This is a genomic window from Alphaproteobacteria bacterium (assembly GCA_017308135.1).
Taxonomy (GTDB): Bacteria; Pseudomonadota; Alphaproteobacteria; order CACIAM-22H2; family CACIAM-22H2; genus Tagaea.
Genome location: JAFKFM010000004.1, coordinates 1 through 13,596 on the forward strand (window position 1 = coordinate 1; position 13,596 = coordinate 13,596).

12 protein-coding genes and 1 tRNA gene are annotated in these 13,596 nt (G+C 64.0%); all 13 read left to right on the top strand.

The annotated features are described in order from the left end of the window. On the top strand, nucleotides 1–189 hold a 189-nt coding region (gene tuf, locus J0H39_00170), incomplete at its 5' end, for an elongation factor Tu (protein MBN9495140.1). A gap of 16 nt (nucleotides 190–205) precedes the next feature. Then, nucleotides 206–281, top strand: a tRNA-Trp gene (locus J0H39_00175). A 46-nt stretch (nucleotides 282–327) separates the two neighbouring features. Continuing rightward, entirely contained in the window at nucleotides 328–540 is a 213-nt protein-coding gene (gene secE / locus J0H39_00180) for a preprotein translocase subunit SecE (protein ID MBN9495141.1), read from the top strand. A gap of 5 nt (nucleotides 541–545) precedes the next feature. Then, nucleotides 546–1,079: a transcription termination/antitermination protein NusG gene (gene nusG, locus J0H39_00185; protein ID MBN9495142.1), complete on the top strand. Its 534-nt coding sequence runs from the start codon at nucleotides 546–548 to the stop codon at nucleotides 1,077–1,079. Between the two features lie 118 nt (nucleotides 1,080–1,197). After that, on the top strand, nucleotides 1,198–1,629 hold the full coding sequence (gene rplK, locus J0H39_00190) for a 50S ribosomal protein L11 (GenBank protein MBN9495143.1): 432 nt from the start codon (nucleotides 1,198–1,200) through the stop codon (nucleotides 1,627–1,629). A 2-nt stretch (nucleotides 1,630–1,631) separates the two neighbouring features. Next, a complete protein-coding gene (gene rplA / locus J0H39_00195; GenBank protein MBN9495144.1) occupies nucleotides 1,632–2,351 on the top strand; it encodes a 50S ribosomal protein L1 in 720 nt (239 codons plus the stop codon). A gap of 345 nt (nucleotides 2,352–2,696) precedes the next feature. Continuing rightward, on the top strand, nucleotides 2,697–3,215 hold the full coding sequence (gene rplJ / locus J0H39_00200; protein MBN9495145.1) for a 50S ribosomal protein L10: 519 nt from the start codon (nucleotides 2,697–2,699) through the stop codon (nucleotides 3,213–3,215). Nucleotides 3,216–3,266: 51 nt separating this feature from the next. Then, a complete protein-coding gene (rplL, locus tag J0H39_00205) occupies nucleotides 3,267–3,647 on the top strand; it encodes a 50S ribosomal protein L7/L12 (protein MBN9495146.1) in 381 nt (126 codons plus the stop codon). Nucleotides 3,648–3,771: 124 nt separating this feature from the next. Continuing rightward, nucleotides 3,772–7,944 carry a DNA-directed RNA polymerase subunit beta gene (gene rpoB, locus J0H39_00210; protein ID MBN9495147.1) on the top strand — a complete coding sequence of 1,391 codons (4,173 nt, stop codon included), beginning with the start codon at nucleotides 3,772–3,774 and terminating at the stop codon, nucleotides 7,942–7,944. Nucleotides 7,945–7,962: 18 nt separating this feature from the next. After that, nucleotides 7,963–12,177, top strand: a complete 4,215-nt coding sequence (rpoC, locus tag J0H39_00215) for a DNA-directed RNA polymerase subunit beta' (protein MBN9495148.1) — start codon at nucleotides 7,963–7,965, stop codon at nucleotides 12,175–12,177. A 384-nt stretch (nucleotides 12,178–12,561) separates the two neighbouring features. After that, nucleotides 12,562–12,933, top strand: a complete 372-nt coding sequence (locus J0H39_00220) for a 30S ribosomal protein S12 (protein MBN9495149.1) — start codon at nucleotides 12,562–12,564, stop codon at nucleotides 12,931–12,933. A 15-nt stretch (nucleotides 12,934–12,948) separates the two neighbouring features. After that, complete coding sequence (rpsG, locus tag J0H39_00225) at nucleotides 12,949–13,419, top strand: 30S ribosomal protein S7 (GenBank protein MBN9495150.1); 471 nt, start codon at nucleotides 12,949–12,951, stop codon at nucleotides 13,417–13,419. Between the two features lie 29 nt (nucleotides 13,420–13,448). After that, nucleotides 13,449–13,596 (top strand): elongation factor Tu (gene tuf / locus J0H39_00230; GenBank protein MBN9495151.1); only part of this gene is annotated, 148 nt, incomplete at its 3' end.

Consider the following 13,596-nt stretch of genomic DNA (forward strand, 5'->3'; position numbering starts at 1 on the left):
TTCCGCACGACGGACGTGACGGGCATGGTGCACCTGCCGGAAGGCACGGAGATGGTGATGCCGGGCGACAACGTCGCCATGGAAGTTCACCTGATCGCGCCGATCGCGATGGACGAAGGCCTGCGCTTCGCCATCCGCGAGGGTGGGCGCACCGTCGGCGCCGGCGTCGTCGCCAAGATCATCGAGTAGTTCGAGGGTCGCGCTTAGGAGTGTAGCTCAATTGGTAGAGCACCGGTCTCCAAAACCGGGGGCTGGGGGTTCGAGCCCCTCCACTCCTGCCAAGCGCGACGAAGCTTCAGTACGAAACGACGGATGGGAATTGTCGGCATGATGCCGCAGACGGGACAGAAGGTCGGCGCGGGCGAGTTCTTCCGCCAAGTGCGCCAGGAAGCCAACAAGGTGACCTGGCCCACGCGCAAGGAGACGTTCGTGACCACCGCCATGGTGTTCGCGATGTCGTTCCTCGCGGCGATTTTCTTTTTCGTCGTCGATTGGTTCGTGTCGCACGGCGTGCGTCTCATCCTGGGCTTGGGGGCCTGAACAACATGGCGATGCGCTGGTACGTGCTGCACGTCTATTCGGGCTTCGAAAAGAAGGTCGCTTCGTCGATCAAGGAACAGGCCCAGCAGAAGGGCCTCGCGCACTTGGTCGAGGAAGTGATGGTGCCCGTCGACAGCGTCGTCGAAGTGCGCAAGGGGAACAAGAAGGTCGCGGCGGAACGCAAGTTCTTCCCGGGCTACGTTCTGGCGCGCATGGATCTGACCGACGAGACGTGGCACCTCGTCAAGAACACGCCGAAGGTCACGGGCTTCCTGGGGGCGAGCAACAAGCCCGCGCCGATTTCTGACAAGGAGGCGGATCGCCTCCTGCGCCAGATGAAGGAAGGCATCGAGAAGCCGAAGCCCGCCGTCACCTACGAGGTCGGCGAGCAGGTGCGCGTGACGGACGGCCCCTTCACCTCGTTCAACGGTCTGGTGGAAGAGACCGACGAGGAGAAGTCGCGGCTCAAGGTTTCCGTCTCGATCTTCGGCCGGCCGACGCCGGTCGAGCTGGAATACAGCCAGGTCGAGAAGCTTTAGTTCGAATTCGCCGGTCGCCCGTATGCGGCGGCCGACCGGTGAATTCATGTGCAACGAGGCGATACGACCGGTGTCCTCCCGCAATTAAGGGGCGCCGGCAGCCAAGAGGAGTAGGACGATGGCGAAGAAAATCGTCGGGTACATCAAGCTGCAGGTACCCGCGGGCAAGGCGAATCCCTCGCCGCCCATCGGGCCGGCGCTGGGTCAGCGCGGCCTGAACATCATGGAGTTCTGCAAGCAGTTCAATGCGCAGACCCAGAAGCTCGAGCCCGGGATGCCGATCCCGGTCGTGATCACGGCCTATGGCGATCGTACGTTCACGTTCGTCATGAAGACGCCGCCGGCCAGCTACTTCCTGAAGCAGGCCGCGAAGATCGAATCCGGCGCCAAGGCGCCGGGCCGCGACAAGGCGGGCAAGGTGACGACCTCGCAGCTGCGCGACATCGCGCAGAAGAAGATGGTCGACCTGAACGCGAACGACGTCGAAGCCGCGATGAAGATGATCGCCGGTTCCGCCCGTTCGATGGGCCTCGAAGTGGTGGAGGGCTGATCATGGCTCGTCTCGGCAAGCGCATGAAGAAGGCGGTCGATGGTCTCGATCGCGAGAAACTGTATTCGATCGACGAAGCGGTGAAGATCGTCAAGTCGCGTGCCAGCACCAAGTTCAACGAGACCGTCGAGGTCGCGATGAACCTGGGCATCGACCCGCGCCAGGCGGACCAGCAGGTTCGCGGCATGGTCGCCCTGCCCAACGGCACGGGCAAGTCGGTGCGCGTGGCGGTGTTCGCCAAGGGCCCGAAGGTTGCCGAAGCGCAGGCCGCGGGTGCGGACCTCGTCGGCGGCGACGATCTGGCCGAGAAGGTGCTCGCGGGCGAAATCAATTTCGACCGCGTGATCGCCGCGCCGGACATGATGGCCGTCGTCGGCAAGCTCGGTAAGGTGCTCGGCCCCCGCGGTCTGATGCCGAACCCGAAGCTCGGCACCGTCACGCCCAACGTCGCGCAAGCGGTGAAGGATGCGAAGGCGGGCCAGGTCGAATTCCGCGCCGACAAGACGGGCAACATCAATGCCGGTGTCGGCAAGGTGAAGTTCGAAGAAGACAAGCTCGCCCAGAACCTGAAGGCGTTCCTCGACGCGATCGTCAAGGCGCGTCCGTCGGGCGTGAAGGGCAACTACATCAAGAAAGTGACGGTCAGCTCCACGATGGGGCCGGGCGTCAAGCTCGATATCGCGGCGTTCGGCGGCCAGGCGGCCGCACCGGCGGCGGCGTAAGACGAGCGAAAGAGTTTCCGCCTTGTCCGGCTCGGCCGGGCAGGGCGGGACGCCGAAATCGCCCGCAAGGGAATTTCGGCGACCCTGTCCGAGACTGCTGGTGCGGCGAGTTCCTTGAACCCGACGCTTAATCGCCCCAAGTAAGGCGGCCCGCATAGACAGAGGCGACAAATCGCGAAGCCCCGGCGCTTTTCCGGGGCGATGCGAGTTGGGACTTCTGGGACAGGTCGAGCGAGGTCTCGATCTTTTCCGCCGGCGGTTCGCCGCCGGTGACGAGGGGTCGAGGCTCTTGTGAAACGGTTCCGGTGACGCGGAAGCGCCATCGGAACGAACCAGGAGACGATCGTGGACCGTACGCAAAAGAAGGAGCTGGTCGACAGCCTCCACGGGAAGATCAAGGAAGCCGCTGTGGTCATCGTGACCAAGCAGGCTGGCTTGACCGTGGCGGAAGTCACCGAGCTGCGCCGCAACATGCGGGCAGCCGGCGCCAGCTTCAAAGTCGCGAAGAACCGGCTCACGCGTCGTGCTCTGGACGGCACGAGCTACGCTCATCTCGGGGCATCGTTGAAGGGCCCGACGGCCATCGCCTACTCCACCGATCCGGTGGCGGCGGCGAAGGTCGCGGTGGCTTTCGCGACGAAGAACGAGAAGCTGACGATCGTTGCTGGCGGCCTCGGCGAGCGTGCGCTCGACGTGGCCGCGGTTAAGGCGCTTGCGACCCTGCCCTCCCTGCCGGAGATGCGGGCCAAGTTCCTCGGCCTCCTCAACGCGCCGGCGACCCGGCTCGCGACCGTCCTCCGCGCCCCCGCGGCGCAGACGGCGCGTGTCATTGGCGCTTACGCGAAGAAGCAAGGCGCGGCGTGAAGCCGAACCCCAACCAACCCAACTCGCTTGGATACACAGGAGTAAATTGAAATGGCCGATCTCGCCAAACTGGTCGACGAACTGTCGAGCCTGACGGTTCTGGAAGCCGCCGAACTGACGAAGCTGCTGGAAGACAAGTGGGGCGTCTCCGCCGCCGCGCCGGTGGCGGTTGCCGCCGCGCCGGCCGCCGGTGGCGGTGCCGCCGCTGCCGCCGCCGAGCAGACCGAATTCACGGTGAACCTTACCGCCGCCGGCGATAAGAAGATCAACGTGATCAAGGTCGTGCGCGAAATCACGGGCCTGGGCCTCAAGGAAGCCAAGGACCTGGTCGAAGGCGCGCCGAAGGTGGTCAAGGAAGGCGTCAACAAGGACGACGCCGCCAAGTTCAAGAAGGCGCTCGAAGAGCAGGGCGCGACCGTCGAGGTCAAGTAAGCCGAAATCCGGCTCGGCCGTTCGTTTCCGGAAGGGAACGGACGGCCGGACCGGTCGGGCGCTGTTTCCCCGAAAGAAGAACGGCAACGGAATTTCGGTCCATTAGGACCATACGAGGGTCGACATGTTGCAGACGGTGATGGGTCGCAAGCGGATTCGCAAAAGCTTCGGTCGTATTCCGGACGTCGCGCCGATGCCGAACCTCATCGAAGTGCAGATGAGTTCCTATGCGCAGTTCCTCCAGATGGGCGTCAGCCCCTCCGAGCGGAAGAACGTCGGCTTGCAGGAAGTCTTCCGCACCGTTTTCCCGATCAAGGATTTCTCCGAGCGTTCGCAGCTCGAGTTCGTGCGCTACGAACTCGAAGATCCGAAATACGACGTCGAGGAATGCCAGCAGCGCGGAATGACCTTCGCGGCCCCGCTGAAGGTCACGCTGCGCTTGGTCGTGTGGGACGTCGACGAGGACACGGGCTCGCGCTCGATCCGCGACATCAAGGAGCAGGACGTCTACATGGGCGACATGCCCCTGATGACGGACAAGGGCACCTTCATCATCAACGGCACCGAGCGCGTCATCGTTTCGCAGATGCACCGCTCGCCGGGCGTGTTCTTCGATCATGACCGCGGCAAGACGCACGCGTCGGGCAAGTATTTGTTCGCCGCGCGCGTGATCCCGTATCGCGGCTCGTGGCTCGATTTCGAATTCGACGCCAAGGACCTCGTCTATGTGCGCATCGATCGCCGCCGCAAGCTGCCGGTGACGACGTTCCTGATGGCGCTCGACGGCTTGGCTTCCGAGAAGCTGCGCGAAGAGCGTCAGGCGGTCGGCAAGGATCTGGAGCTGGGCGAATCGGTCGGCATGACGGCCGAGGAAATCCTCGCCAATTTCTACAGCCAGGTCGTCTACAAGAAGGGCAAGTCCGGCTGGCAGACGGCGTTCGACGGCGAGCGCATGCGCGGCCAGAAGCTGCTCTCCGACCTCATCGACGCCAAGACCGGCAAGGTCCTGGCCGAGAAGGACGCGAAGATCACGCCGCGTCTGGCCAAGAAGCTGAAGGAAGAAGGCGTCAAGGACGTCCTCGCCACGATCGAAGACCTCAAGGGCCGTTACGTCGCGGTCGACATCATCAACGAAGAGACGGGCGAGATCCATGTCGAGGCCGGCGACGAGCTGACCGCGCAGAATCTCGAGCTGTTGGAAGAAGCGGGCGTCAAGGAAATCCCGACGCTGCACATCGACCACATCAGCGTCGGCCCCTACATGCGCAACACGCTGAAGGCCGACAAGAACGGCAGCCGCGAAGAAGCGCTGATCGAAATGTACCGGGTCATGCGCCCGGGCGAGCCGCCGACGCTGGAAACGGCCGAATCGCTGTTCAAGGGTCTGTTCTTCGACAGCGAACGCTACGACCTTTCGTCGGTCGGCCGCGTGAAGATGAACGCGCGCCTGCAGCTCGACGTCGCCGACACGGTGCGTATCCTGCGCAAGGCCGACATCCTGGCGATCGTGAAGACGCTGACCGAACTCAAGGACGGCCGCGGCGAAATCGACGACATCGATCACCTGGGCAACCGCCGCGTGCGTTCGGTCGGCGAGCTGATGGAAAATCAGTATCGCGTCGGCTTGCTGCGCATGGAGCGCGCGATCCGCGAGCGTATGTCGACGGTCGAAATCGACTCCGTCATGCCGCACGACCTGATCAACGCGAAGCCCGCAGCCGCCGCGGTGCGCGAGTTCTTCGGTTCGTCGCAGCTGTCGCAGTTCATGGACCAGACGAACCCGCTGTCGGAAATCACGCATAAGCGCCGCCTCTCGGCCCTCGGGCCGGGCGGCCTGACGCGCGAACGCGCGGGCTTCGAAGTCCGCGACGTGCACCCGACGCATTACGGCCGCATCTGCCCGATCGAAACCCCCGAAGGTCCGAATATCGGTCTGATCAACTCGCTGGCGACCTACGCGCGCGTCAATCCGTACGGCTTCATCGAAAGCCCGTATCGCAAGGTCAAGGACGGCCGCGCGACGGACGAGGTGATCTATCTCTCGGCGATGGAGGAAGGCCGTTATTACGTCGGCCAGGCCAACACCGAAGTGGACGCCAAGGGCCGCATCACGGCCGAACTCGTCGCTTGCCGTAAGGGCGGCGACGCGGTTCTGGTGAAGCCCGATCAGGTCGACCTGATGGACGTTTCGCCCCGCCAGCTCGTGTCGGTCGCCGCGGCGCTGATCCCGTTCCTCGAGAACGACGACGCCAACCGCGCGCTGATGGGCTCGAACATGCAGCGCCAGGCGGTGCCGCTGGTCCGCGCGGAAGCGCCGATCGTCGGTACGGGCATGGAAGGCAAGGTCGCGCGTGACTCTGGCGCGGCGATCGCCGCGCGCCGGGCGGGCGTGGTCGACCAGGTCGACGCCACGCGTATCGTCGTGCGCGCGACCGAGGAAACCTCGGCCGCCGCGTCGGGCGTGGACATCTACCGTCTGCTCAAGTTCCAGCGCTCCAACCAGAACACCTGCATCACGCAGCGTCCGCTGGTGAAGAAGGGCGACGTGGTGAAGGCCGGCGATATGATCGCCGACGGCCCGTCGACGGAGCTGGGCGAATTGGCGCTGGGCCGCAACGTGCTCTGCGCGTTCATGCCCTGGAACGGCTACAACTTCGAAGACTCGATCCTGATCTCCGAGCGCATCGTGTCGGACGACGTGTTCACGTCGATCCACATCGAAGAGTTCGAAGTGATGGCCCGCGATACGAAGCTGGGCCAGGAAGAAATCACGCGCGACATCCCCAACGTGGGCGAAGAAGCGCTGAAGAACCTCGACGAAGCCGGCATCACCTATATCGGTGCCGAAGTGAAGCCGGGCGACATTCTGGTCGGCAAGGTCACGCCGAAGGGCGAAAGCCCGATGACGCCGGAAGAAAAGCTGCTGCGCGCCATCTTCGGCGAAAAGGCGTCGGACGTGCGCGACACGTCGCTGCGCCTGCCGCCGGGCGTTGCCGGCACGGTCGTCGAAGTGCGCGTCTTCTCGCGCCGCGGCGTCGACAAGGACGAGCGCGCGTTGCAGATCGAGCGTCAGGAAATCGAGCGTCTCGCGAAGGATCGCGACGACGAACGCGCGATCCTGGAGCGTTCGACCGCGCAGCGTATGAAGGCCGTGCTGCTGGGCGAAAGCTTCGCCGGCGGTCTGAAGGGTCCGAAGCCGGGCACCACGATCGACGAAGCGTTCCTTTCGGAGTTCACGCCCGGCCAGTGGCGTTCGATCATCGTCAAGAACGACAAGACGATGCAGGACGTCGAGGCGATGAAGAAGCAGTTCGACGAATCCGTGAAGGCGCTCGAGCGCCGCTTCGAGGACAAGGTCGAGAAGCTGCAACGCGGCGACGAACTGCCCCCCGGCGTGATGAAGATGGTCAAAGTCTTCGTCGCGGTGAAGCGCAAGCTGCAGCCCGGCGACAAGATGGCCGGCCGTCACGGCAACAAGGGCGTCATCAGCCGCATCATGCCGGCCGAAGACATGCCCTATCTGGAAGACGGCACGCCGGTCGACCTCGTGCTCAATCCGCTGGGGGTGCCCAGCCGCATGAACGTCGGTCAGATTCTCGAAACGCATCTGGGCTGGGCTTCGGCCACGCTCGGCCGCGAGATCGGGCAGATGGTCGACAAGGTCCGTCGCGGCACGGCCAAGCCCGCCGATCTTCGCAAGAAGATGGAGAAGGTCTACGCCAAGGAAGAGCTCAAGGAAGGCGGGCGCGAGCTCGACGACGCCGAGCTCATCGATCTGGGCGAGAACGTGCGCCGCGGCGTGCCGATGGCCACGCCCGTGTTCGACGGTGCCCGCGAAGCGGACATCAACGCGATGCTCGAACAGGCGGGTCTCGCCCACACCGGTCAGGTGTGGCTGACCGACGGCCGTACGGGCGAGCGTTTCGATCGCCCGGTGACCGTGGGCTACATCTACATGCTGAAGCTGCACCACTTGGTCGACGACAAGATCCACGCGCGTTCGATCGGTCCGTACAGCCTCGTCACCCAGCAGCCGCTGGGCGGTAAGGCGCAGTTCGGCGGTCAGCGCTTCGGCGAAATGGAAGTGTGGGCCCTCGAAGCCTACGGTGCCGCCTACACGCTGCAGGAAATCCTCACGGTCAAGTCGGACGACGTGGCCGGCCGTACGAAGGTCTACGAGGCCATCGTTCGCGGCGAGGACAATTTCGAAGCGGGCATCCCCGAGTCCTTCAACGTTCTGGTCAAGGAGCTGCGCTCCTTGGGCCTCAACGTCGAACTCAACCAGCGCGGCTACTAAGCGATACGGGAGAGCGTAATGCAGAACGAGATCGCGAATCTTTTCGGCGCACCGGCCAAGCCGCTGCAGTTCGACCAAATCCAGATCATGATCGCGAGCCCGGATCAGATCCGGGCTTGGTCGCACGGCGAAATCAAGAAGCCCGAGACGATCAACTATCGTACCTTCAAGCCCGAGCGCGACGGCCTGTTCTGCGCGCGTATCTTCGGGCCGATCAAGGACTACGAGTGCTTGTGCGGCAAGTACAAGCGCATGAAGTATAAGGGCATCGTCTGCGAGAAGTGCGGCGTGGAAGTCACCTTGTCGAAGGTGCGCCGCGATCGCATGGGCCATATCGAGCTCGCCTCGCCGGTCGCGCACATCTGGTTCCTGAAGTCGCTGCCCAGCCGCATCGGTCTGCTGCTCGACATGACGCTGCGCGACCTCGAGCGCGTGCTGTATTTCGAGAACTACGTGGTCGTCGAGCCGGGTCTCACCCCGCTCAAGATGCACCAGCTGCTCTCGGAAGAGCAGTTCATGAAGGCGCAGGACGAGTACGGCGACGACGCCTTCCAGGCGTTGATCGGCGCGGAAGCGATCAAGCGTCTCCTCGGCGAAATCCGCCTCGAGGAAGAAGAAGAGCGCGTGCGCGAGGAGCTCAAGGAGACGAGCTCCGACGCCAAGCGCAAGAAGCTGGTCAAGCGTCTCAAGATCGTCGAAGCCTTCGTCGAATCGGGCAACAAGCCCGAGTGGATGGTGATGGAAGTCATTCCGGTCATTCCGCCGGAATTGCGCCCCTTGGTCCCCTTGGACGGTGGTCGCTTCGCCACGTCCGATCTGAACGACCTCTATCGCCGCGTCATCAACCGCAACAACCGTCTGAAGCGGCTGATGGAGCTGCGCGCACCCGACATCATCGTGCGCAACGAAAAGCGCATGCTGCAGGAAGCCGTCGACGCGTTGTTCGACAACGGCCGCCGCGGCCGCGTCATCACCGGCGCCAACAAGCGTCCGCTGAAGTCGCTGTCGGACATGCTCAAGGGCAAGCAGGGCCGCTTCCGTCAGAACCTGCTCGGCAAGCGCGTCGACTACTCGGGCCGTTCGGTCATCGTCGTCGGCCCGGAACTCAAGCTGCACCAGTGCGGCCTGCCGAAGAAGATGGCGCTCGAGCTGTTCAAGCCGTTCATCTATTCGAAGCTCGAACTCTACAACATGGCGACCACGATCAAGGCCGCCAAGCGCATGGTCGAAAAGGAACGTCCCGAAGTGTGGGACATCCTGGAAGAGGTCATCCGCGAGCACCCGGTTCTGCTGAACCGCGCGCCCACGCTGCACCGTCTGGGCATCCAGGCGTTCGAGCCCGTGCTGATCGAAGGCAAGGCGATCCAGCTGCACCCGCTCGTCTGCACCGCGTTCAACGCGGATTTCGACGGCGACCAGATGGCCGTCCACGTGCCGTTGTCGCTGGAAGCCCAGCTTGAAGCGCGCGTGCTGATGATGTCGACCAACAACATCCTCAGCCCCGCGAACGGCAAGCCGATCATCGTACCGTCGCAGGACGTCGTCCTCGGCCTCTACTACGTCTCGCTGGAGCGCGAAGGCGAGCCGGGCGAGGGCATGTCCTTCGGCGACGTCGCGGAAATCGAGCAGGCGCTGTTCCACAAGCGCGTGACGATCCAGACGAAGATCGAGTGCCGTTATAAGACGGTCGACAAGGACAACAACCCGATCACCGTGCGCGTGAAGACGACGCCGGGCCGCATGCTGCTGTCGCAGCTGCTGCCGCGCCATCCGAACGTGCCGTTCTCGCTGATCAACACGCTGCTGACGAAGAAGGACGTGCAGAACGTCATCGACGTCGTGTACCGCCATTGCGGCCAGAAGGAGACGGTGATTTTCGCCGATCGCCTGATGGCGCTGGGCTTCGCGCATGCGTGCCGTGCGGGCATCTCGTTCGGCAAGGACGACATGATCATCCCGGCCGCGAAGAAGCAGCTCGTCGAGCAGACCCAGCACAAGGTCGCCGAGTTCGAGCAGCAGTATCAGGACGGCCTGATCACGCAGGGCGAAAAGTACAACAAGGTCGTCGACGCCTGGTCGATGTGCACCGACAACGTCGCCGCGGCGATGATGAAGGAGATCTCCAAGACCGAGAAGGGCAAGCCCATCAACTCGGTCTGGATGATGGCGCACTCGCAGGCCCGCGGTTCTCCCGCGCAGATCAAGCAGCTCGCCGGCATGCGCGGCTTGATGGCCAAGCCCTCGGGCGAAATCATCGAGACGCCGATCATCTCGAACTTCAAGGAAGGCCTGACCGTCGCCGAGTACTTCAACTCGACGCACGGCGCGCGTAAGGGCCTCGCCGACACGGCGCTCAAGACGGCGAACTCGGGTTACCTGACCCGCCGTCTGGTGGACGTGGCGCAGGATGCGATCATCGTCGAAGAGGATTGCGGCACGCCGCACGGCCTCACGATGAAGGCGATCGTCGAAGGCGGCGAAGTCATCGCCCCGTTGGGCGAGCGTATCCTGGGCCGTTCGGCGGCCGAGGACATTCTCGATCCGCTGACGGGCGACCCGATCGTGAAGTCGGGCGCGCTGATCGTCGAGGAACTGGTCGACCGCATCGAAAAGAGCGGCATCGACAAGGTCCGCATCCGCTCCGTGCTGACTTGCGAAAGCAAGGGCGGCGTGTGCGCGGCGTGCTACGGCCGCGACCTCGCGCGCGGCACGACGGTCAATATCGGCGAAGCGGTCGGCATCATCGCCGCCCAGTCGATCGGCGAACCCGGCACGCAGCTGACGATGCGTACCTTCCACATCGGCGGCGCCGTCCAGCGCGGCGCCGAGCAGTCGTCGGTCGAAGCGGCCTACGACGCGAAGGTGCAGGTCCGCAACCGCAACGTCGTCTTGAACACCGCGAACGTGCCCGTCGTGATGGGCCGTAACTCGGAAATCGTGCTAGTCGACGAGCAGGGCCGCGAACGCGCGCGTCACCGCGTGCCTTACGGCGCCAAGCTGATCGCCGACGAAGGTGCGGTCGTCAAGAAGGGCCAGAAGCTGGCCGAGTGGGATCCGTACACCCTTCCGATCATCACCGAGAAGGAAGGTGTCGCCCATTACGTCGACTTGGTCGAAGGCGTGTCGATCCGCGAAGTCATGGACGAAGCGACCGGCATTTCGTCGAAGGTCGTCGTCGATTGGCGTCAGCAGCCGCGCGGCGCCGATCTCAAGCCGCAGATCCAGCTGCGCGACAAGAAGGGCAACGTCATCAAGCTCGCGAACGGGGTTGAGGCGCGCTACTTCCTGTCGGTCGACGCGGTGCTCTCGGTCGACAACGGCCAGGACATCCACGCCGGCGACATCATCGCGCGTATCCCGCGCGAATCGTCGAAGACGCGCGACATCACCGGCGGTCTGCCGCGCGTGGCCGAACTTTTCGAAGCGCGTCGTCCGAAGGACTACGCGATCATCTCGGAAGGCGAAGGTCGCGTCGAGTTCGGCAAGGACTACAAGGCCAAGCGCCGCATCGTGGTTCGTCCGAGCGACGAATCCGCGACGCCGGTCGAATACCTGATCCCGAAGGGCAAGCACATTTCGGTTCAGGAAGGCGACTACGTGCAGCGCGGCGATCTGCTGATGGACGGCAATCCCGTGCCGCACGACATCCTGCGCGTGATGGGCGTCGAAGCGCTCGCCACGTATCTCGTCAACGAGATCCAGGACGTCTATCGCTTGCAGGGCGTGAAGATCAACGACAAGCACATCGAGGTGATCGTTCGCCAGATGCTGCAGAAGGTCGAGATCGACGAGCCGGGCGATACGACCTACCTCGCGGGCGAGCAGGTGGATCGCGTGGAGTTCGAGATCGCCAACGCCAAGGCCGCCGAGCTCAACATGCGCGGCGCCACGGCCAAGCCGGTTCTCCAGGGCATCACGAAGGCCTCGTTGCAGACCGAGTCGTTCATCTCGGCGGCGTCGTTCCAGGAAACGACCCGCGTGCTGACCGAAGCGGCCGTCAACGGCAAGGTCGACAACCTGATGGGCCTGAAGGAAAACGTGATCGTCGGGCGCTTGATCCCGGCGGGCACGGGTGCGGTCATGAACCGTCTGCGCCATCTGGCCGCCGAGCGCGATCGCGAGCTGCTGGCGTCCAAGCAGGACCAAGCCGCCAACGATTCGGAGCCGGCCGGCGCCGAATCCGGCGAGGGCGACGAGGCCAAGGCGATTGGTGCGCGCCGCCGGGCGAAGTAACGCCCCCGGCGACCCGGTCGAAGGAACGGAAACGGCGGTCTTCGGGCCGCCGTTTTCTTTTATAGAACAATGATTTATGGCGCCGCAGCGGAATCATTGTTCGTTGAGTCGATTGATGTTGACGCTTGCGGCCCGAATCACTACTTTCCGCCCGCCTTTCAACAGGGGCCGGAACGTCGGGCGCGATAGCCGTCCGAAACTCGGGTTCCCGGGCGAAATGCGGAATGTCCCGGTGTCGGACCTCTCGACACCACAAATTCTGGCCCCACGCGGCGCGGACCCGTCCGCCACGCGCGGGCCTTTTTGGCGCCTCGAAAGTGGCGTCGTCGTCCGGTCGCGTTTGCGGCCGGTACCGGAAGAGAACGAGCGCAAGGAAGCGATCGAATGCCGACGGTCAACCAGCTGATCCGCAAGGGGCGCCAAGACAAGCCGACGCGGAACAAGGTGCCGGCCCTTGAGGCCAGCCCGCAGAAGCGCGGGGTTTGCACCCGCGTCTATACGACGACCCCGAAGAAGCCGAACTCGGCGCTTCGTAAGGTTGCCCGCGTGCGTCTGACCAACGGTTTCGAGGTCACGAGCTACATCCCGGGCGAAGGCCACAACCTTCAAGAACACTCGGTCGTCATGATCCGCGGCGGCCGCGTCAAGGATTTGCCCGGCGTTCGCTATCACATCATCCGCGGCACCTTGGATACGCAAGGCGTCAAGGACCGCAAGCAGCGCCGTTCGAAGTACGGCGCCAAGCGTCCTAAGTAAGGAGATACGGAAGCCATGTCGCGCCGCCATCGCGCAGAACGCCGTGAAGTGCTCCCCGATCCGAAGTTCGGGGACCTCGTCATTTCGCGCTTTACCAACGTGCTGATGCACCACGGCAAGCGCTCCGTCGCGGAATCGATCGTCTATGGGGCGATCGACATCGTCGCCAAGAAGGCGAACGCCGACGGTCTGAAGCTATTCCACCAGGCTCTCGACAACGTGAAGCCGAACCTGGAAGTGCGTTCGCGCCGCGTCGGCGGTGCGACCTACCAGGTTCCGGTCGAAGTCCGTCCGGAGCGTTCGCAGGCGTTGGCCATCCGCTGGCTGATCTCCGCCGCGCGCGAGCGTTCGGAGCACACGATGACCGAACGCCTGTCGGTGGAACTGCTGGACGCCGCGAATAGCCGCGGTGCCGCCATCAAGAAGCGCGAGGACACGCACCGCATGGCGGACGCGAACCGCGCCTTCTCGCACTACCGCTGGTAACAACCCGCATCCATTCCGAGGCATAAGCCATGACGAAGACGAAATTCGAGCGGAACAAGCCGCACTGCAACATTGGGACGATCGGCCACGTCGACCATGGCAAGACGTCGCTGACGGCCGCGATCACGAAGGTGCTGGCTGAGTCGGGCGGCGCCACGTTCATGGCGTACGACCAGA